Raw genomic sequence first — 19228 nt, 5'->3', positions numbered from 1 at the left:
TCCTTTTTCACGATGACCAAGTTCCTTTATCTCGCGGGCAGTCTGCTGCTCGCCACGCCCGTTCTGGCCCAAACCACGCCCCCCCTTACGGCCTCCGCCCTGACGGTGGGGCAGACCGCGCCCGCTTTCAAAAGCCAGGATACGGCTGGGCGGCCCGTCGAACTGGCTCAACTCCTGAAAAAAGGCCCCGTGGTACTCTATTTCTACCGCGGACAGTGGTGCCCGTATTGCAACAAGCAGCTCAGCCAATTACAGGATTCGCTGCAAACCCTGACCGCGAAGGGGGCCCAAGTAGTGGTGGTAACACCCGAAATCCAAACCAACATCGACAAGACGGTAGCGAAAACCCAGCTCCGCATTCCCGTCGTCCACGACCAGGATTTTGCCATCATGAAGGCATACAAAACCGCCTTCACCGTGGATGACGCCACGGTGCAGAAATACCAAGGTTTCGGCGTGGATTTGAAAGGGGCCAATGGAGCCGATGTGGCGGTGCTGCCCGTGCCGGCCACCTACGTGATCGGCCGCGACGGCACAATCAAATTTGCCTACTTCAACCCCGACTACCGCCACCGCGCCAGCGTGAAGCAGGTAACGCAAGCACTATAACGGCCCAAGGTAATCCAGGTAAGCAGCTGATAACTGCGTAGTTGAAGTTTTGTTTCTGCTGGTCCTGCTGCCTAGCTAGTGGGTACCCCAGCGCCCACTGTCTGCCCGTACCTATGCCGCCGGCCCCACGTTCTTTTTCTGCTTACCGCTGCAAGGAAGTGGCAAGCGGCGCGTCTAGCAATTCCAAAAGCCGGCTTCCGGGCTTGACAACTTTCCCCTTCTTAGCATGATTCGTATCCTATTTGCCCTGGCACCCGTGCTGGCTGCTGCTGCGAGCGTAGCTCTTACGTCGTCTTCGGGGCCGGCCACCAAACTACCCGTACCCGCTGCCGTGCCGGTGGTCGTGGAGCTATTCACCTCGGAAGGGTGCTCGTTGTGCCCCGCCGCCGATGCGGCGCTGCGCGAACTGGAAACGGTACAGTCGGTGCCCGGCGTCAAGGTTATCGCCTTGGGCCAGCACGTCGATTATTGGAACAGGCTGGGCTGGAAAGACCCGTTTTCGTCAGCCCAATTCACGGCCCGCCAGCGCTGATACGCCCAGGGATTTAAGGCAGGTCACTACACGCCCCAGGCCGTCGTAAATGGCCGGTACGAGTTCGTCGGCAGCCAGCGTAGCACCGTGGCCAAAGCTGCACACACGCCCCGCGCTACCGTGACGCTAACTCGCGCCGCCACTGGTGCTATCGTCGTGCAGGTTAGTCACTTGCCCGCCGGCATTAAGGCCGCTAGTGTCGAGTTAGCCCTCACCGAAACGGGTTTGTCTTCGCACATAGGCCGGGGCGAAAACACGGGCCGCCTATTGCGCCACGCTGCTGTAGTGCGCAGCCTGCGTACCCTCGGCACGGTGGGGGCCGAGGGCACCTTCACCGGCAGTACCCTGCTCCACCTGCAGGCTGACTGGAAAACCAACTCCTTACGGGCCGTGGTGCTGGTGCAGGAAGTCGCCTCGCACCACGTAGTGGGGGTAGGGAGCCTCTCGCTAGGCGATGGTAGTACGGCGGTTAAGTAAGTAGTGCAGTTATCAAAAAAAACGGCTTTTTACGCTGTTCGTAGCTTGAGCCCGCGAGCTCGATGTGGTCCGTTCTGAGCACCGAGTCGGGCGATATACTAGTTGCAGTACCCCTCCCCTTCTACCCCTTACCCGGCCACGCGTTGGCTCTCGCTTATGCAACCCACTTCCCCTGCTTCTCAATCGCCTACCGCAGTTCCTTGGCTCCACCACTCGCCTGCTCCGTCCACGCCCCTAGACCGTGCGGGCACGTTCGTCCTGCGTTACGGTTTGGTGCTCCTCATCCTGTGGTTTGGCCTGTTTAAATTCACGCCGACTGAGGCTGCTGGTATTCAGCCGCTATTTGTCAATAGTCCGCTGTTTGCGTGGCTCTACGATATTGTCAGCGTGCGGATGCTGTCCAACCTTGTTGGCACGGCTGAAATTCTGATTGCCCTGCTGATTGCCCTGCGACCAGTAGCGCCGCGGCTGTCTTATGTTGGGAGCCTAGGAGCCGTCTTTATGTTTGGCGTTACGCTGTCATTCCTGTTCACGACGCCTAACGCGTTTGCCGTGGTCGATGGCTTATGGGTACCGGGTGGGGCGGGTGGCTTTATCCTCAAAGACTTGGAGCTGCTAGGTGCCGCGTTGCACACCGCCGCTGAGGCCCGGCGTGCTCACTAGCTGGCTGTCAAGGACCTGTGATTAGAATACAGGCCAATGGCCCGCGGCACAGGCCAGGCGAGCCAGCCATAAGTGAGTACGCCGGGCAGATGCGTGTACGTGCCGATGAGAAACACCAAGGAGTACACGAGCACGATTCCCCGCACCACGCGAAGGGAGGAATGAGGTGGTCTAGGCAAGGCGGACAAAAGAAGGAGGTATATTTCTTCTGTGATGACAGCAAAAAAGAGCGGGGCGTCGCCCGACAAACGGCGTAAATACGACGCGGCCTTCAAGGCCGAGGCCTTGTGCCGAGTTGACGAGAGCTGTTCCACTCAAGCGGCCGCTCGTGAGCTCGGCATTAATCCCAAACTACTCTACCACTGGCAGTAGGAGCAAGTGATGGCCGAAGTGGGCAGTGAAGAAGTAGCCGGCTACCCGGAAGTGCGTGCATTGCGCGCCCGCCTCAAGCGGGCCGAGCAAGCGCTCGATATTTTAAAAAAAGCCTTAGCCGACCCGGTGAGCACCTACCGTCACATCGCCCAGCGCGCCGCCCAGGTGCCCGTGCGCCAGCTTTGCCAAGCATAATACCCACCGACCACCACGCCCAACACGTGGCACAGGAGGCGCACGGGGTACTGCTCCTGCTGGGCCTGGATAAAGCGGTAGTGGCTCATTGGTCTGGGGTCTGCGATAATGCGGCTACAGCATTCTGATGGCAATGACTTTTTTTGAAATGTCCAGCTCTTGCGCCTGCCGGCGCGCCAAGGCCCGCAGCTGGCGCAATGCGAGCTGCCGTGGCCAGATTTAACTCCGCCCCGCGGGCGGCCGCGATGGGGGTGAGCGCCTCTTTCTGCTACTTGTAGAGCAGCTTGGGACTGATGTTGAGAGTGCGCGGCGGCTTGCGTCGAGCGGCTTTCATCAACCAGCCCCCACCTGCCAAACGTCGGCATCATAACGCCGACGTTTGGCAGGTGGGGGCTGGCTTTCATGACGTTGGAAAGAGTAGACCCTATTCTGTCTAGATTTATCCGACCACCTCAGTTTTACCCCTTTACCCCTACTGGCCCTACCTGTGGATTGTGAAGATTTAGGCTCCGATTAAAGCATTTGGTGAACTCGGCACACGTTACAGGTGTAAGCTAGCCGCCAAATACTGGGTTGATTCCTGGTGTTTAGAGCTTGCGCCATTATCTTTCCGTTATGACTCGCAAACGCCTGCTGGCCCTTCTTTGGACCCTCACGTTCCTCTCGGTGGCGTTGGGCTCGGTGACGGCCTATGTTGGACCGTTGTACTGGCTGAGCGCTTTTCTGTTGTGGGCCACTGGATTCTGCACACTAGTGGCCCAATCTCCTAGGCTGAGTTGGAATAGAGCGGCGACGCCCGCGTGGCTACTCTACTCACTGGGGGTCGGAGCAATTGGAATCGCCTTATGCTACTTCGCCGCGTCCCCAACGCTTTTTGCCGGGTGGTTTGTGGGCCTGACCAGCGTCCTGATGCTGCTTGCTGCACCCCTACCGCAAACCGGGCGGTGGGCATTGCTCGCCGCCACGGCCTGCTTCTTCGTGCTGCCGTGGGTTGTGCTACGTCACACCAGCATGTTGCCCTCCATTGCGGCCGGCAACGAGGCCCACCTGAAGTTGCTGTTGTGGTGTGGTGCCGACCCCAACGAACGCCCCCAAGACGAAACCCCGTTGATTGCCGCGGTACAATTAGGTCGGGCCGACCTGGTGGAAACCCTGCTGCGGCATAGCGCTGACCCAAACGGCCGCAGCAGCGCCTTCATGAATTCAACGCCCGTCTTGTTCTACGCTGCCCAGCTACCGGCAGATAAGCAACGCGTGTTGGGGCTATTGTTGCAGTTCGGGGTAGACTCTACCCTCACCAATGGCAGTGGACAACGAGTTCGGTTGCCTAGGTAGTGGCGCTCCATGCCCCTTGCCACTCCTTGGCATCGCTCAGCATTACAGTCTGACTACTTTCTATAGCTTCACAACTTTTTGTGCGGTTTGGCTAGCAGCGCCCACAACGGTTAGCCAGTAGATGCCTGCCGGTAAGTGACTCAGGTCGAGCGCGAAGGTGGGTCCGTTTGTGGTTTTGCGCAGTACTTCCTGCCCTTGCACATTTCGGAGTACTACCCTGCTAGGCTGCTGAGCGGCGGGTAGCTGCACCTGAAGCATGCCGCTGGTAGGGTTGGGATATATTGCCAGCAACGATGCAGCGCGTCCTTCCTGAACGGGCATGGTGGCCGTGCGGGCCGATGTAACAACCGAAGTACCATATACCTCTACTTCATACAACGAGAAGCCGTATGGGGTGGCTCGGTTGATGCAGTATACTTTCACGTACCGCCCGCGCGCGTTCAGCCCCGTGTGGTCGTCGGGAGCGGCGGCGGATTTGCCCCACACATCCTTGATGGTCGTCCAGGTCACGTTGTCGGTCGATACCTGCACTTGGTAATCTTTGGCGTAGGCAGCTTCCCAGGCCAAGCGCACCCGGTTGATGGAATAAGTGGCGCCCAAATCAACGTAGAGGTACTGGTTGTTGGCATAGGCGCTCGACCAGCGGGTATTGCCATCGGCATCCACGGCCTTGTCGCCCGTATTCGTGCTGTTCTCGGAAGATGAAACCGAAACGGGTCGCCGGTACGCGATGTTGGGCGCCGTGGGCGTACTGCCGCCGCTGCCCCAGCCCGGCATTTCATCGCGCACAAGCACATTGCTGGCCCAGAACGTGTTCTGAATAGTGGTATTCGAGTTTTTTTCAAACACCAATTCCGACCAGCCCATAAAAAAGCTCCACTTCGGTTGCGATGCTAGCAGGCTCGGGGAGGGTAGCACCTCGCACTCGCCGATGGCAATGGGCTTACTGCCGGCCGCGTTCAGCATGGCGTTGTACTTGGCCGTGGTGTAGCCTTGCCCATCGGTGTAGTACATATCCAAGCTCAGTACGTCCCAATAACTGCTGCCGGGGTTGTAGTTGGCCAAATCCGAGGCCAAGGAGCCGAAATCCTGCACGTTCCACACCCAGATGAGGTTGGTGAGACCTTTGGTGTTACGCAGATAATCGTGGGTGATTTGGTAGAGGCGGGCCGTGCCGTTGGGGCCGGGCCGGCCAGCCCACCAGAATACGCCCTGGTTCATCTCGTGCAGGGGCCGAAACAGGACCTCCACGCCGTTGTTCTTGAGGTCTTGTAGGTAGGGCACAATGGCATCCAGGCGAGCCTTCCAGTTGCGGTTGAGTTGGGTACCATCGGTAATCAGCTCCTGCCACTGCGCGTTGGTAAGGCTGCTCTTGATGCCGCCCTCCCACTGGCAGGGCTCGGCCTGGGTAGGCGGGCAGGCGTGAAACATCAGGTTGATAAGTGCCCCCTGCGCCCACTGCGCCTTGGCCTCGTTGGTCATGGCCCACCGATTGTTGATTTCGCTTTGCTCGAACAGAAAGTCGCTGCTCCACAGCGCCGGATACTGGCCCGTGATGGCCTGCACGCGGTTGGTGTAGGTGCTGGGGGTAGCAATGGGCTGACGGTTGTGCATGCCGGAGGCCGTGCGCGTGCCACTGATGCTATACAGAAAGTTCAGGCTTTTGTAGGCCGTTTGGGCCACAGCGGCCGTGCTACCAGCCAACAATGCGCCAACCAGCGCCAACGAGTAGAGAGTTTTCATACGGGTAGGATTTGGGGTAGGAAGCGTGATAAGGGTAGAACTTATTTATTCTTTGTTGCTATCTATCAGCTAGATGCCACATGAAGGATGCGGTATTCTACTTCGTCGCTTTCACAAGCAGTACCACTTCTTGTTGCGGGTCCAGCGTTACATCGGGTAGGGTCAGCTGCTCACGTTTCTGCTCAACCTGGGTGAGCTTGCTGTATTGCCGAGTGGTAGGCGCAAAGGACTGCACCGCGAGCTTTTTGCCACGGACGTCGAAGCGAACCGGCACCCTGGCCCTGTTTGGGCCGTTGTTGAGCAGGTACACGAAGTAGGTGTCGCCGCAGCGCATACCGAAGCTCTGTACCGCTCCCGACGACACCGTAAATGGCTCAAACTCGCCGTGGCCCGCCGCCAGCATTTGGTTGCTGATGGTGCGCACGGCCTGGAAGTAGGGCGTCATTTGCTGGTCGTCGAACAGCTCCCACCACCACGTCATGGGCAAAATGGGGGTAGGGCTGAACAGGCCGTACCACAGGCCGCGTTTGTAGTCGTAGTTGAAGCCTTCCTTGTAGGTAGGGTCGGCGTCTTCCCAGCGGTAGCCAAACTCGCCTACCACGTAGGGCTTACCGTAAGTCTGAATGTAGCTGGGGTAGATGGCCGGAATCTTCTCGGTGTGCTTGTAGATGTGCTTCTGGTTGAAGTCGATATAGGCTATAGAGTTCATTCCCAGAATGTCGCGGTGCGAGATGCTGGTGGTAACCAGGTGCTGGTAGGGGTCGATGTCCTTGAGGTAGCGGCTCATCTCGCCGTGCCAGAGCGTCACGGCGTCGTGCGGAATCAGCAGGCTATCCTGCTGGGTGAACACGGCGTTGTCGATTTCGTTGAAGAACTCCCACGCGCCAATGTTGGTGCTGTAGCCCCAGCGCGCCACCACGTAGCGCAGCTTGTCTTTGTACTTGTCGCGGGCGGCGGGTAGGGTAAAAAACTCGGTAGGCGTGCGGGCCGGACCGCCGTTGAGTTGGTTGTAAGGACTATTGCGCCAGCCGCCCTGCTCCATCAAATGGCCGTGCCAGTCGAAGGTCAACATGAAGTACAGCCCCAGCGAGTCGGTGAGGTGCACCAACTCGTCCATACGCCGGATGGCGCCGGGGTTGAAGTAGTCGGTGGTGTTGGTGTAGCGCTTCGTGGAGCTGACTTTCTGCCACTCCAGCGGCAGATTCCAGTAGCACATCCAAGTGCGGAAGAAGTTGACGCCGTTCTTCGCCAGGGTAGGCAGCAGGTAGTCGTAAGTCCACTTCTGATTCTCAAACGAGCGCGCCTCCCACCCCAAGTTCTCCCCTACCCCTCGAAATAAGTCCCCGTTGTCGAAGCGGAAGGTATACAGGTCGTTTGCGTGCAAAAAACCTGGTTTCGTACTCGCCACCACTGTGAAGCGGTCAACGGGTTTCTCCTCCGTTTTATCTTTTCGCGTGAGCCGAAACAGGCCCGTATAGGGGCCTGCTTCGCGGGGCGCAAACCGGGCTTTCCAGGCCGAAGCGGCGCCAGTGTTCTGCTCGAAATAGCACGGCACGACTACTGGCATTCCGCTCGGTGAGGTCAGTACTAAATCCAGTGTCACTTCTTGCTGCCGGTAGGGGTTCTGAAACTGCTGACTCAGCACAATATCCCACTCGGTCTTCTCATACTGCTGGATGGTAGGCGTGCGCAGCACGGCCTGCCCGATGACTTTTTGGGCATAGCCCATCCGTGCTGACAGCAGCCACAGCAGCGTCAGCAACACAAGGTTGCGGTGTATCATGGTGTTTGGTTTGCGCGCCCTACCCTTGGTTGGTAGCCACGTTGGGGGCTATTTCCACTGCGGCATTTCGTCGCGCGTGAGCACGCGCGGCGCGTTGTAGATGCGCTTAATGACTTCTACGGAGTTCTTTTCCTGCACCAGCTCGGCCCAGTCCATGAAGAATACCCAGCGCGGTTGTTTCGTCAGCAGTTCGGGGGTAGGCAGCACGGCGCATTCGCCAATAGCCATGGGCTTGTTGCCCACAAGGGGTAGGATGTAGTCGTACCACGACTGGTCGTAGCCCTTGTCGTACACGTCGAAGGCAAACACGTCCCAGTACTCGGGGCCGGGGTTATACTGGGCAAAGTCGCGGCTCATGTCCTGCATATCCCACACCCAGATCAGGTTGGTTAAACCCTTGGTGTTGCGCAGGTAGTCGTGGGTGATTTGGTAGAGGCGGGCCGTGCCGTTGGGACCGGGCCGCCCGCCCCACCAAAATTTCCCCTGGTTCATCTCGTGCAGCGGCCGGAACAGCACCTCTACCTGCTTGTCCTTCAGGTACTGCAAGTACACGGCAATGTCGTCCATGCGCGACTTCCAGGTCTTGTTCAACGGGGTGCCGTCGGTTAGCAACTCCTGCCACTGCGCGTCGGTAAGCAGCTGGTTGAGTAGGCCGGGGTCCCAGCCGCAGGGTTCGCCGGAGCCGGGTGGGCAGGCGTGCCACATGATGTTCACCACCGCGCTCGCCTTGTACTGCCGCTCGGCCTCCTGCACCATTTTCCAGCGGTTGTCGATGTTTTCCTGCTGAAATAGAAAATCACCGCTCCACAGCGCCGGGTATTTGCCGGTGGTCCGGTGGATGTAGTCGGTCCACTTGGTAGGCTCGGCGTTAGGTTCCTTGTTATGCTGCCCAGCTAGGGTTTGCTTGCCCGAAATGCGCTGAAGGTAGGGCAGCACTTTCTTGGATTGGGCGAAGGCACTGGTCGTACTCAGCAGATAGAGGAGAAAGAATGTTTTAAGGAGATGCGAGTGCATGCGGACGGAAGTTGGTGGGAGAAGACGAAGCGGATGGAACGTTAGCAGCTAGTTACTTCTCTTTCTGCAACATATACCATGTCGTCTTGGCACCGCCTAGTTCTTGCTTGTTGCCGTCGCCACCCCAATCAATATCGTAGGGCTGCACGTTGAAGGGCAATTTCAGCGTCGATTTATCTGCATTGAACTCGATGGTAATGGTTTTGGTCTGACCAGCGGCCTGCCCGCCGGGGCTGAATGTGATGGTATTAGCGGCGAAATCGCGCACAAACGTGCCTTGGTTTTTGGGTAGGCGGCGGAACTTGTAGTTGTAGTCGGTGCCCTTGTAGTTGAAGTCAGCAAAAGCGCCATCCGGGCCGGGACTGTGGGTGTAGGTGCCCGTAATTTTACCGTCGTCCGTTACGCCGGTCGTCGTGAATGCCAGCGTATTATCGTTTTCCTTGGTGGCATCGGCAATGTTGTTGGCTACGTTTTTGGTGCCATTCCAGCCCCAGCTTTCGCCCTCCCCAATGAAGTACTGAAACTGCATGTTAGTCACCTTCCACGTACCGTCCATATCCGACTGGTAGTCTTTTACTTGCACCGTCCATTCCCGCGTCTGGCCCGATTCGGAGGTGACCGAATACGTCTTGGTACGGTTGCCGGTGGAAAAATCCACTGCTTCGCCCGAAGCCGGCGATACGTGGGCTTTGTACGATGTTTCGATGCGGGGCACTACGTTGGTCAGGTCGGTGCCCCGCACCACGTACACCGTGACGGTGCCGGTTTCAGGGGTGCGAACGATATCGGCTACCCCAATCTGCCCTTTGTCGAGAGAGAAACCGGTGATGGCGCGCTCGTTGCTCTCAATGTCTTCGAAGGGGTCGTCGGTGCAACCGCTCAGGCAGCTTAGGCCCAGCAGCATACCAGCCCCTATAGTTGTGATTCGCAGGTTCATAACGAGGGTGGGTTAGAGGTTGGGGTTGAGGTCGGTTTCGCGGGTAGGCGTGGCGAAGAAATAGGCGTTATCGGGCTGAATGGTCTTGCCGTATTTCTGCACCAGCACCTCTTCCATTTTGTGGGTGCGGCGCAAGTCAAACAGGCGGTTACCCTCGAAGGCCAGTTCCCACGCCCGCTCCTGAATAACGGCGTCGCGGAAGGCCGTCACGCTCAGGCCGGGTTGCAGGTTGGTTAGGCCCGCGCGGGTCCGGATGCGGTTTACGGCCGCGTAACCTTCTGCCGTGGGGCCGCAGGCTTCGGCGTAGAGCAGAAGCACATCAGAGTAGCGCAGCACGGGGGTGTTGGCGCTGGTCTGTTCGCCTACCTGCTTAGGGTCGAGGTATTTGCGAGTAAAGGGCCGACTGTAGCCAGTAATGCTGAGCACCGTTTCCTTGTTGCCCACGTACACGCGGCTCGGAATCAGCTCGGTTTTGCGCTTGTCGTCCGCTGCAAAGCTGTTGTAGAGGGCCGGCTCCGTCACGAAGTGGTTGTAGCCCGAACGCACGCTGGTGCTGTCGGCGAGCTTGAACACGGCTCCGTCGATGTAGGGAATGAACATCAGTGGCAGCTTAGAGTAGTTGCCTTCCGAGAGGCCAGACCGGTCGGTGGCCACATCAAAAATGTGCTCGGGTCCGTTCTTTTTGTCCACGTCGAAAATGGCCTTTAGGCTAGGGTCGAGGCCGTAGCTACCGCTGTTGCTCAGCACGTTGCCGGCGTAGGTTTTGGCCTCGGCGTAGAGCGCATCGGCATTGGGCACGAAGTCGTAGCCGGGCGAGTTGGTGGCTTTGCCCGAGGCCAGCGTCAGGTCTACCTTGGCCAGTAGGCCCCAGGCGGCCACCTTGTTGGCGCGGCCATCGCGACGCACGGCATCGGTCAGCTCGATGCTTTTCTTGAGGTCGTCAGTAATCAGGGCATAGATTTCCTGCATGGTAGCCCGCGCCGAGCTGGTCTGGTCCAGCGACGTAACGGGCGTGGTATGCACGGGGGCGGCCCCAAACAGCCGCACGATATTGAAGTAGTGCAGCGCCCGCAGGAAGTGCGCCTCCCCTACCAGCTGGTTGCGGCTGGCGTCGCTCATCTCCGTAATGCCTGGCACGTTGGCAATGACGGCGTTGGCGCGGTTCACGCCGATGTAGGCGTAGCGCCAGGCGGTGGTCAGCTCCGGGTTGTCGGGGCGCACGGCCAGGCGGTCGAACTCGAAGTTGCTGGCGCCGGCGTCGGGCTTCAGGGTAATGTTTTCGGTTGGCAGCTCCGTAATCAGAATGAAGTTGCGGGAGTAGTATTCAATCTCCGGCAAGATGGCGTAAGCGTACACCAGGGCCGCGTTGGCGTCGGCCTCCGTTTTGTAGAAGTTGGTGGTGGAGTTGAAGCCGTAGGGCTCTTCCTGGAGCGAGCAGCCTGCCAGCAGCGCGACGGCCGCGGCCAGGCCCAGTTGAGTGATGCGTTTCATGGGGTGGGAGTTTGCGCGCTTAGATTCCAATATTTACCCCCACCGACAGAGCACGGGGCCGGGGGTAGGACCCGTATTGCAGGCCATTGTAGGGCACCTCCGGGTCGAAGCCTTTGTGGAAGCCCGTGAAGGTATAGAGGTTGCTGCCTGAGAAGTAGATGCGCAGCGTTTCCAGCCCCTTAATCATATTCGACTTGAAGTTGTAGCCCAGCGTCACGTTCTGGATGCGCATAAACGAGCCGCTGGTCACAAACCAATCGGAGCCGTAGTAGGCGCGGGTCGCATTCACGCTGGGGTAGTCGTTGGTCGGGTTGTCGGGCGTCCAGCGCTGGAGCTGGCGGCTGGGCGAGAACTTGCGCATGTCGAACACGTCGTTGCCCGACACGCCGTAGAATTGGGCCGATAAGTCGAAGCCCTTGTGGCGCAAGCTGGTGTTGAGGCTGTAGAGAAACTTGGGGTTGGGGTTGCCGATGATGGTGCGGTCCTGGTCGTTCACGGCGCCGTCGCCGTTTAGGTCCACGTACTTAATCTCGCCAGGCCGGGCCATGTCGCCGGTCAGGCCCGAAGCCCTACCCTCTTCCTCCGTCTGAATGATGCCGTTGGTCTTGTAGCCGTAGAACACGTTGATGGGCTCGCCCACGATGTAGGCATTCACCGGCGCCCGCAGCATTTCGATGCTGCTGCCATTCCACACGAAGTTGTCTTCGCCCATGCTAATGAGCTTGTTACGGTTCAGAGTGAAATTGCCGCCCACGCTCCACTGCACCGGGCCGTTCAGGATTTCGGCGTTCAGGCCCAACTCCACGCCTTTGTTTTCAATCACGCCGTCGTTCACCCACAGGCGGTCGTAGCCCGAGGAAGGCGTGATGTAGGTCTGGCGCAACAGGTCGCGGGTGCGCTTGTAGTACACGTCGGCGCTGAGCGTGATGCGCTGGTTCAGGAAGCCCAGGTCCAGGCCGGCATCGAGCTGCGAGGTGGTTTCCCACTTCAAATCGGGGTTGGGCACGCCTTCCCAGATTTTGTTGAACCCATCGTAGCCAAAAATGCCGGGGCCGAAGCCGGTCTGGAAGTTGCCGCCCGTGTAGTAGCGGCCCGCGCCCAGGCGGTCGAGCGTTTGGTAGGGGCTGATGCCCTGGTTGCCGGTCAGACCGTAGCTCACGCGCACCTTCGCTTCCGAAATGGTAGGCACGGCGCGCAAAAAGGCTTCCTCATTGAGTTTCCAGGCCACGGCGGCCGAAGGGAAGAATGCCCACTTATTATTCGCCCCAAACTTGGAGGAACCGTCGGCGCGACTGGTGAACGTGAACAGGTAGCGGTCGAGCAGCGAGTAGTTGACGCGGCCGATATAGGAGTTCAGCAGCGACTTGGTGAGGCCGTTGGTGGTGTACTGCGTGAGGGCCGTATTCAGGTTCTCATTTTCCAGCGCATCATTGATGAATCCTCTACCCTCCAGCCGCGACGTGCGGATATTAAATGTCTGCGTGGTGTAGCCAGCCACAACATTTAAATTATGAATCTCGTTGAAATTTTTATTAACCGTAAAATAATTTTCACTCAGTAATTCATTGCTCGAATAATTATCAATTACGCCAAATCCATTATATAAATACCCGGTATTGGTAATGTTGCGCGGTTCGTACACATCGCCAATTGAATTACCGTATTTATCGCTCAGCTGCGTCCGGAAATTCAGCCATTTGGTAATATCATAACTCACGAACAGCGTACCGAGCACGTCAATGGTTTTGTTCTTGTTCAGCACCTCGTTGGCGTAGGCAACCGGGTTGCCGAAGTCGCGCGGGCCGATGCGGAAGTAGGTGCCATCGGGGTTGTAGATGGGGAATACCGGCGAGCGGTCAGCGGAGAGACTACCCCCGTTGCGCTGCGTGTGGGTCAGGATCAGATTTACGCCAGCCGTTAACTTATCGGTCAGCTTCTGCTCCAGGTTCAGGCGGCCGTTGTAGCGGTCGTAGTAATTCTTGATAGCCAAGCCCTCCTCCCGGTAATAGTTGCCAGACATGGAGAACTTGGTGCGGTCGGTGCCGCCGGTGGCAGTCAGGGTGTAGCTCTGCGAGAAGGGGTTGCGGTACACCTCGTCGGGCCAGTAGGTGCGGTAGGGCCAGGCGGGTTTGTTGGGGTCTTCGCCCCGCAACTCAGCCACCGAGGGGTAGTAGGTGCCCAGGTAGTTCTCGCCCACAAAAAGCGGCGCCAGCCCAGCATTGCGGCGCGACTCGTTATCAATAACGGCCACGTCCACCGGATCCGACCACACATCCAGCTTGCTGGGTAGGGTCGAAAGGGTGTTCAGCGTGCTCAGCGTGATGCTGGTTTTGCCGGCCTTGCCGCGCTTGGTGGTAATCAGAATGACGCCGTTAGCGCCCCGGGAGCCGTAAATAGCCGCCGAGGAAGCATCTTTCAGCACCTCAATGCTCGCAATGTCCTCGGGGTTTATTTGCTTGAGGTTGCCGGCATCGCCCCAGGGAAAACCGTCGACAACCAGCAGCGGACTGTTGGACCCGTTGATGGAGCTAGAGCCCCGGATGCGCACCGTGGCCCCCGCGCCCGGCTCGCCGGAGGGCGCTACCACTTGCACGCCCGCAATCTTGCCCTGCAACAGCTGGTCGACCGACGAAGCGGGCTGCTTGTTCAGCTCGCTGCCTTTCAGCGAAGCCACGGAACCGGTCACGTCGCTCTTGGCCACTGTGCCATAGCCGACCACCACTACCTCATCCAGGCTCTTGTTATCCACTTTCAGGTTGGCGTCCAGCACCGATTTCCCGCCGACGGGCAGCTCCAGCGGCAGGTAGCCGATGTAGGAAAAGGTGAGCACCGCATCGGTTGAAGGCACGGCGATGGAGTAGGCGCCGTCGGCTTGGGAGGCGGTGCCGTTTTGGGTGCCCTTCACCAGCACCGTCACGCCGGGTAGGCCTTCGCCGGTTGTCGCGTCTTTCACTACGCCGCGCACCGTCAGCGTTTGTGCCCAGGTAAATGCTGGCAACAGCAACAACCAGAACAGAGAAAAAAGGTACCGCTGTCTCATATACGTTGTGTCAAGTGTAAAAGAAAAGTTGAGTGGGAGTTGGGTCAGGCGAGTAATAGTTTTTTTTAAAAAAACTATTGTGTTCGAGTGCGGCAGCAATACACTTGCTACATCTACCTATAGGCACCGCATAGGTATTATTTTACTGCTATTCGCTGATTATTATTGATAGCGAAACAGCAATAATTAATTAACGAAGAGGTAATACAAACATACTATTTACCCTTCTCTGATAATGATACTTTTTTATCAATTACTTGCCATTAAAGCGCTATTCACAAGTTGCTGGGTTACTTATTGAGCCGACAAAAGACGTCGCTCGACGAGCGTTGTGCGCTGGCAGCTACCGTATTTCCACCCGCTTTTAGAACGTGGCGGTAGCTGCCCCCGAGACGCCGGCTTGGGCGTAGCGCATTGATTCATTTTTGCACCGGCGGCTCACTTCCAAGCAGGCGCGGGCGTTGTGGTAAGGACATTTCCAGAAGCCTACCTTGTCGTGGTCGGCCATGGGGCGGTAGTCGTCCCACACCCCCCAGCGACACTCGCCCAGGTCGAAGTCCAGCAGGTGCTGGCGGGCAAACTGCCAGGCTTTGTAGGAGTGCTCCAGCAGCGTAGCCTCGTGGGTGAGCTGGTAGGCGTTCAGGAACCCTACCATGGCCTCCGCACTCACCCACCATTCGCGGTGGGTGTCGAGGTGGCCGCTTTCGCAGTTTCGCTCGTGCGGGAGGCTGCCGTCGAGTAGTAGGGCAGCGGCTGTGGCATTGGTTAGCGCCAGGCACGCCGTTTTCACTTGCTGTAGCAACTGCTCGTCGCCGAGCACTTCGGCGGCTTCCAGCAGCAGCCAGGCCGCTTCAATGTCGTGGCCGTAGGAAATCAGGTCGACAGTCGGCGTCCAGTCGCGGGCGAAAAACAGGCGCAAGTGGCCCGTTTCGGCATCCATGATATGGGTGAGGAAGGTAGTGAGCAGTCCGTGCAGGCGCTCGGCCAGGTGGGCATCAGGCCAGCAGCGGTACAGATTGGCGTAAGCCTCCAGAATATGCAGGTGCGTATTCATGGTTTTGGGCGCATTGTGGTCCTTCTCGCTCAAGCGCAAATCCTCCAGTAGTTCCCCCGTGCGGCTAAAGGCTTCGAAGTAGCCACCGTACTGCTCATCGTAACTGTGCTGCTCAATCCACTGGAACAACGATTGGCTAACTTCCAGGGCCTGCGGGTGTTGCGTGGCCTGATAATATTCGCTGCATCCGTAGAGGGCGAAGGCAAGGGCGTAAATCTGCTTGCGCGTGTTCAGGGGCTGGCCCTGGGCATCAAGCAGCCAGTAAATACCGCCATATTCAGCATCGATGAAATGATCGAGCAGGTAGCGGAAGGAGCGGGTAGCCGCCTCCCGGTAGTCGGGACGGGAGGTGTGGCGGTAGGCGGCCGAAAACGTCCACAGGATGCGGGCGTTCAGAATGCCCCCCTTATCGGCCGCGGGGTCTACCTCCCCGGCGCCGGTCATCTGCCCAATAAACCCACCGTGCTGGTGGTCCACGGTTTTTTCCAGCCAAAACTGCGCGATGCGGGCTAGCTCGGCCTCCATTTCCCGCTGGTAGGCAAGCAGCAGCTCTAGGGAAGTAGAGGGTAGGGGCTGGCTCATGCTCCTACCCCGTTATAGGAAGGCACGCTCGTTAGCTGCGTCTGCTCCAGGTATTCTACATTTCTGTCAATCAGCTCGTTGATCTGTCGAACGGAGGCTGCCGAGGTAAACTCATCGGGGGGCGTGTGCAGCACGTAATCTACCAGCTTGTCTAGGGTAGAGGTAGCCACGTGGGTGCGCGTGTCGGAGGAAGCGTAGTAGATAAACACGGTGCCGTCGTCGTCCAAAATCCAGCCGTTGCCGAACACCACATTCGATACGTCCCCTACCCGCTCCTCGCCCTCGGGCGCCAGGAAGTAGCCGCCGGGCTTGTGCGTTACGTGGTCGGGCTGAGCTAAATCGGTCATAAACAGGTACAACACGTAGCGCAGACCGGCGGCCGTGTTGCGTACGCCGTGGGCCAGGTGCAGCCAGCCTTTGTCGGTTTTGAGCGGGGCCGGGCCCTGGCCGTTTTTCGCCTCGTACACCGTATGATACCGCTTGCGGTCCACGATGCTCTCGTGCGGCACCACGGCGTTTTCCATCGAATCGGAAAGGCCGAAGCCAATGCCTCCCCCCGCGCCCGCCTCGATGAAGCTGTCCTGCGGACGGGTGTAGAGCGCATATTTGCCCTGCACAAACTCGGGGTGCAGCACCACGTTGCGCTGTTGGGGGGAGGGCGTTTGCAGGTCGGGCAGCCGCTCCCAGGTCACCAGGTCGCGGGTGCGGGCAATGCCGCACTGGGCCACCGCCGCCGACTCGTCGCCGGGCCGGGCCGCGGGGTCCTTGCGCTCGGCACAAAACAAGCCATATATCCAGCCGTCCTCGTGCTGCACCACGCGCATATCGTACACGTTGGTGGCCGGTTCGTCGGTATCGGGCATTGTGATGGGCCGCTCCCAGAAGGTGAAATTGTCGATGCCATTGGGACTTTCGGCCACCGCAAAAAACGATTTGCGGTCCAGCCCTTCCACCCTGGCTACTAGCAAGTATTTCCCATCGAGCTTGATGGCACCCACGTTGAAGGCCGCATTCACCCCTATACGCTCCAGGAGGTAGGGGTTGGTAGCGGGGTTGAAATCGTAGCGCCAGCAGAGCGGGGCGTGTTGCCCGGTGAGCACCGGATAGCGGTAACGGTCAATAATGCCATTGCCAAGGCCTTGCTTTTCGTTGGGGCGGGTCAGCAGCGTGTGGTGGAGGTTTTCCAGGTCGTGGCGGCGTTGATGGAAGTGGTTTTCCATGGCAGAAAACAAAAGTTAAGCGAGAAAATAACGGGTGGAAGTAGGCTGGGTGGGGGGCAATAGCACGCTCTTTCCCATAGGGTTGGCACCGAGCCTATGTGGGGAACCAACAGCTCAAAATCAAACGGTACTACCCCTACCCTACAGGCGTTTAACTCAAATGTAGCGCTGGCTACCACAGGCAGGGTAATGCTTTTTTAGCCTTCTCTGGTACTGAAACGACAGCCGATGCGCCTGGCCTAATATTCGGTCAAGCGGTTCCACCAGGTCTTTTTCAGAATCAGCACCACCACGGCTAAAATGGCAACCGTAATCAGCAGGGGCACGTGCTGGGAAAGCAGCAGGTACATGGGCAAAATGGTGAGGCAGAGCTGCGCGATGATGCCCAACACCACGTTGAACATATTCAGGCGGAAGTTGCGGTTGGGTTGAAACGCGGGGTCTTCGGCCATCACCAGGTCGTTGATGGGGCCCCAAAAGCCCCAGGGGCGCACGTTGCGGTAGAAGGTTTTCAGCACCGTTTCGTCAGTGGGGGGCGCCAGGTAGGTGCCCACAATGGAGCCCGTGAGCGACAACGCAAACAGTACCGGGAAGTAGTAGAGAAACTCGACCCCCTCGAAAAAGCGCGTGAAGATGAGGGCCGACACGATGCCCGCGAGCATCCCCCAGAAAAAGCCCGTGGCGTTGAAGCGCCACCAGTGCCATTTCAGCACGTTGGCCGCGATGTAGCCTCCGTACAGCGCCGACACAATCCACTGCAACACGCTGTTCACATCTTTGGCAATGAAGCCCAGCAGCACCCCCACCGCCACCACGACGACGCCCACCACGTAGTTCAGCGAAATAACCTCCTTGGTGGTGGCATCCGGGCGGACGTACTTCAGGTAGATATCATTGACGATGTAGGCCTGGGCCGCATTCACGGTGCCGCTGAACGTCCCCATGAAGGCACCGAGCAGCCCCGTGAGCACCAGCCCCATCAGCCCCACCGGCAGAAATTTATTGATGGTTTCGGGTAGAATCCGCTCGAAATCCAGCACGCCGGTAGGGCCTACCAGGTTCATCTGGTTGTAGTAGAGCAAACCCAGAATGGTGAGGCCCACAATGAGCGAGTAGCGAATGGGTAGCAGAATAATCGACACGAAGCCACTCATTTTGCTGGCTTCCTCGGGCGAGCGGGTAGAGAGAATTTTCTGCATGTCGTAGTTCGGCGCCGGGCCCGCCAACGATGCGAATACCCCCTTGAAGGCCATCATCATAAAGAACACCCCGAACAAGGAGTAGCCGTCCTCGTCGATTTTCTGATTTACCTGGCTGATGATGTTGGACCAATCCAGATCGAGGCGCGCGCCGAAGAAGGGGTCGTACCAACCGGCAGGCACATTCAGGGTCTTGCCTTGCAGCTCCAGGTAAGCAATGACGGCAATGGCCAGGCAGGCCACCGTCATGATGGCGTACTTGATGATGTCGCCGAGTACAATGCTGTGCATGCCCCCAATAATGGAGTAGAACATGGCAAACAGCGTGAATACAATGCCGTACACGTGCGGTACGTACTGCGGGGCCACGGCAAACGGCACGTAGTCCTGCACCAAAGCCCAGGGTACGAATATTTCAATGAACTTGCCTAATCCCACGAAGCCGTAGGCCAAAAATCCCAGGCAGCTCAGCAGGGCGAAGGCAATGACAACCTGGTGCGAGGCCCCTACCCCCGGCCCGCGGGTACCGAAGCGGGTGGCCAGCCACTCGGCGCCGGTGCTGGCATTGGAGCGACGCAGCCAGCGCGAGAGGTACATCATTAGGAATACCTGGTTGAATACCGGCCAGAGCCACGGAATCCAGATGCTTTTCATGCCGTATACGAAGCACAGGCTGACCATCCACATGGTACCGCTGATGTCAAACATATCAGAGGCATCGCTCAGACCCAATTTGTACCAGGGTAGGCTTTTGCCGCCAAGCAGATAGCTGTCTTTGTTTTCGCGGGCTTTCTTGCGGTACCACAGGCCAATAAACACCGTGGATAGCAGGTAGGCGGCAATAATAAGCAGGTCGAGTAGGTGCAGACGCATGTGGGTAGGGAAAGAGCAAAGCCCGACATCCATCAACCGTAGCGGCAGCAGATGCGGAATGCTCAAATGTATGCTCCTACTTTATGCTATTTATAATACTATTTTAACC

General features: G+C 58.3%; 16 protein-coding genes and 1 pseudogene. 6 read left to right on the top strand and 11 right to left on the bottom strand.

The window, feature by feature from the left end; genetic code table 11:
* Positions 1 to 12 precede the first annotated feature (12 nt).
* From KYK14_RS04195 to KYK14_RS04180, 3 genes and pseudogenes are all read left to right on the top strand, one after another.
* Positions 13 to 609 (top strand): peroxiredoxin-like family protein, encoded by a 597-nt coding sequence (locus KYK14_RS04195; RefSeq protein WP_219157131.1) that lies wholly within the window; start codon positions 13 to 15, stop codon positions 607 to 609.
* A 226-nt stretch (positions 610 to 835) separates the two neighbouring features.
* Positions 836 to 1618: pseudogene (locus KYK14_RS22080) on the top strand (DUF1223 domain-containing protein).
* Between the two features lie 156 nt (positions 1619 to 1774).
* A complete protein-coding gene (locus KYK14_RS04180; protein WP_219157125.1) occupies positions 1775 to 2281 on the top strand; it encodes a YkgB family protein in 507 nt (168 codons plus the stop codon).
* Here the strand turns inward: KYK14_RS04180 and KYK14_RS04175 are convergent.
* Positions 2278 to 2460, bottom strand: a complete 183-nt coding sequence (locus KYK14_RS04175; protein ID WP_219157122.1) for a hypothetical protein — start codon at positions 2458 to 2460, stop codon at positions 2278 to 2280. The two genes, KYK14_RS04180 and KYK14_RS04175, sit on opposite strands and share 4 nt — an antisense overlap.
* A gap of 34 nt (positions 2461 to 2494) precedes the next feature.
* On the opposite strand from KYK14_RS04175, the gene KYK14_RS22550 reads away from it, so the two are divergent.
* The gene (locus tag KYK14_RS22550; RefSeq protein ID WP_219157119.1) at positions 2495 to 2653 is read left to right on the top strand and encodes a transposase; all 159 of its coding nucleotides are present in this window, start codon (positions 2495 to 2497) and stop codon (positions 2651 to 2653) included.
* 9 nt (positions 2654 to 2662) lie between these two features.
* Positions 2663 to 2848: a hypothetical protein gene (locus KYK14_RS22545; protein WP_219157116.1), complete on the top strand. Its 186-nt coding sequence runs from the start codon at positions 2663 to 2665 to the stop codon at positions 2846 to 2848.
* On the opposite strand, the gene KYK14_RS04160 is transcribed toward KYK14_RS22545, so the two are convergent.
* The gene (locus KYK14_RS04160; protein ID WP_219157247.1) at positions 2794 to 2937 is read right to left on the bottom strand and encodes a hypothetical protein; all 144 of its coding nucleotides are present in this window, start codon (positions 2935 to 2937) and stop codon (positions 2794 to 2796) included. The two genes, KYK14_RS22545 and KYK14_RS04160, sit on opposite strands and share 55 nt — an antisense overlap.
* 526 nt (positions 2938 to 3463) lie before the next feature.
* On the opposite strand from KYK14_RS04160, the gene KYK14_RS04155 reads away from it, so the two are divergent.
* Positions 3464 to 4183 (top strand): ankyrin repeat domain-containing protein, encoded by a 720-nt coding sequence (locus KYK14_RS04155; RefSeq protein ID WP_219157112.1) that lies wholly within the window; start codon positions 3464 to 3466, stop codon positions 4181 to 4183.
* Positions 4184 to 4243: 60 nt separating this feature from the next.
* Here the strand turns inward: KYK14_RS04155 and KYK14_RS04150 are convergent, their stop codons facing one another.
* From KYK14_RS04150 to KYK14_RS04110, 9 genes are all read right to left on the bottom strand, one after another.
* Entirely contained in the window at positions 4244 to 5926 is a 1683-nt protein-coding gene (locus tag KYK14_RS04150) for a glycosyl hydrolase (RefSeq protein ID WP_219157108.1), read from the bottom strand.
* A 97-nt stretch (positions 5927 to 6023) separates the two neighbouring features.
* On the bottom strand, positions 6024 to 7709 hold the full coding sequence (locus tag KYK14_RS04145; RefSeq protein WP_219157105.1) for a DUF5060 domain-containing protein: 1686 nt from the start codon (positions 7707 to 7709) through the stop codon (positions 6024 to 6026).
* 48 nt (positions 7710 to 7757) lie between these two features.
* Entirely contained in the window at positions 7758 to 8723 is a 966-nt protein-coding gene (locus KYK14_RS04140; RefSeq protein ID WP_219157102.1) for a glycosyl hydrolase, read from the bottom strand.
* Positions 8724 to 8775: 52 nt separating this feature from the next.
* Positions 8776 to 9660, bottom strand: a complete 885-nt coding sequence (locus KYK14_RS04135) for a hypothetical protein (protein ID WP_219157099.1) — start codon at positions 9658 to 9660, stop codon at positions 8776 to 8778.
* A 12-nt stretch (positions 9661 to 9672) separates the two neighbouring features.
* Positions 9673 to 11151 (bottom strand): RagB/SusD family nutrient uptake outer membrane protein, encoded by a 1479-nt coding sequence (locus tag KYK14_RS04130; RefSeq protein WP_219157096.1) that lies wholly within the window; start codon positions 11149 to 11151, stop codon positions 9673 to 9675.
* 19 nt (positions 11152 to 11170) lie between these two features.
* Complete coding sequence (locus KYK14_RS04125; RefSeq protein WP_219157092.1) at positions 11171 to 14149, bottom strand: SusC/RagA family TonB-linked outer membrane protein; 2979 nt, start codon at positions 14147 to 14149, stop codon at positions 11171 to 11173.
* A 406-nt stretch (positions 14150 to 14555) separates the two neighbouring features.
* The gene (locus KYK14_RS04120) at positions 14556 to 15827 is read right to left on the bottom strand and encodes an AGE family epimerase/isomerase (RefSeq protein WP_219157089.1); all 1272 of its coding nucleotides are present in this window, start codon (positions 15825 to 15827) and stop codon (positions 14556 to 14558) included.
* Positions 15824 to 17047 (bottom strand): glycoside hydrolase family 130 protein, encoded by a 1224-nt coding sequence (locus KYK14_RS04115; protein ID WP_219157084.1) that lies wholly within the window; start codon positions 17045 to 17047, stop codon positions 15824 to 15826. The genes KYK14_RS04120 and KYK14_RS04115 overlap by 4 nt, the downstream gene beginning before the upstream one ends.
* Before the next feature lie 239 nt (positions 17048 to 17286).
* The gene (locus tag KYK14_RS04110; RefSeq protein WP_219157081.1) at positions 17287 to 19119 is read right to left on the bottom strand and encodes a sodium:solute symporter family protein; all 1833 of its coding nucleotides are present in this window, start codon (positions 19117 to 19119) and stop codon (positions 17287 to 17289) included.
* Positions 19120 to 19228: the final 109 nt, after the last annotated feature.

Origin of the sequence: Hymenobacter profundi, from assembly GCF_019334315.1 — a bacterium.
GTDB classification, from domain to species: domain Bacteria; phylum Bacteroidota; class Bacteroidia; order Cytophagales; family Hymenobacteraceae; genus Hymenobacter; species Hymenobacter profundi.
Note: the sequence above shows the minus strand (reverse complement) of the source record. Positions and strands in the feature narration are given on the sequence as shown.

What these genes read in the sequence shown, in the direction of transcription:
- KYK14_RS04160 (WP_219157247.1), bottom strand. Translation starts at nt 2,937, where the DNA reads ATGAGCCACTACCGCTTTATCCAGGCCCAGCAGGAGCAGTACCCCGTG.
- KYK14_RS04115 (WP_219157084.1), bottom strand. Translation starts at nt 17,047, where the DNA reads ATGGAAAACCACTTCCATCAACGCCGCCACGACCTGGAAAACCTCCAC.
- KYK14_RS04110 (WP_219157081.1), bottom strand. Translation starts at nt 19,119, where the DNA reads ATGCGTCTGCACCTACTCGACCTGCTTATTATTGCCGCCTACCTGCTA.
- KYK14_RS04180 (WP_219157125.1), top strand. Translation starts at nt 1,775, where the DNA reads ATGCAACCCACTTCCCCTGCTTCTCAATCGCCTACCGCAGTTCCTTGG.
- KYK14_RS04155 (WP_219157112.1), top strand. Translation starts at nt 3,464, where the DNA reads ATGACTCGCAAACGCCTGCTGGCCCTTCTTTGGACCCTCACGTTCCTC.
- KYK14_RS04130 (WP_219157096.1), bottom strand. Translation starts at nt 11,151, where the DNA reads ATGAAACGCATCACTCAACTGGGCCTGGCCGCGGCCGTCGCGCTGCTG.
- KYK14_RS04195 (WP_219157131.1), top strand. Translation starts at nt 13, where the DNA reads ATGACCAAGTTCCTTTATCTCGCGGGCAGTCTGCTGCTCGCCACGCCC.
- KYK14_RS04145 (WP_219157105.1), bottom strand. Translation starts at nt 7,709, where the DNA reads ATGATACACCGCAACCTTGTGTTGCTGACGCTGCTGTGGCTGCTGTCA.
- KYK14_RS04135 (WP_219157099.1), bottom strand. Translation starts at nt 9,660, where the DNA reads ATGAACCTGCGAATCACAACTATAGGGGCTGGTATGCTGCTGGGCCTA.
- KYK14_RS22545 (WP_219157116.1), top strand. Translation starts at nt 2,663, where the DNA reads ATGGCCGAAGTGGGCAGTGAAGAAGTAGCCGGCTACCCGGAAGTGCGT.
- KYK14_RS22550 (WP_219157119.1), top strand. Translation starts at nt 2,495, where the DNA reads ATGACAGCAAAAAAGAGCGGGGCGTCGCCCGACAAACGGCGTAAATAC.
- KYK14_RS04120 (WP_219157089.1), bottom strand. Translation starts at nt 15,827, where the DNA reads ATGAGCCAGCCCCTACCCTCTACTTCCCTAGAGCTGCTGCTTGCCTAC.
- KYK14_RS04150 (WP_219157108.1), bottom strand. Translation starts at nt 5,926, where the DNA reads ATGAAAACTCTCTACTCGTTGGCGCTGGTTGGCGCATTGTTGGCTGGT.
- KYK14_RS04140 (WP_219157102.1), bottom strand. Translation starts at nt 8,723, where the DNA reads ATGCACTCGCATCTCCTTAAAACATTCTTTCTCCTCTATCTGCTGAGT.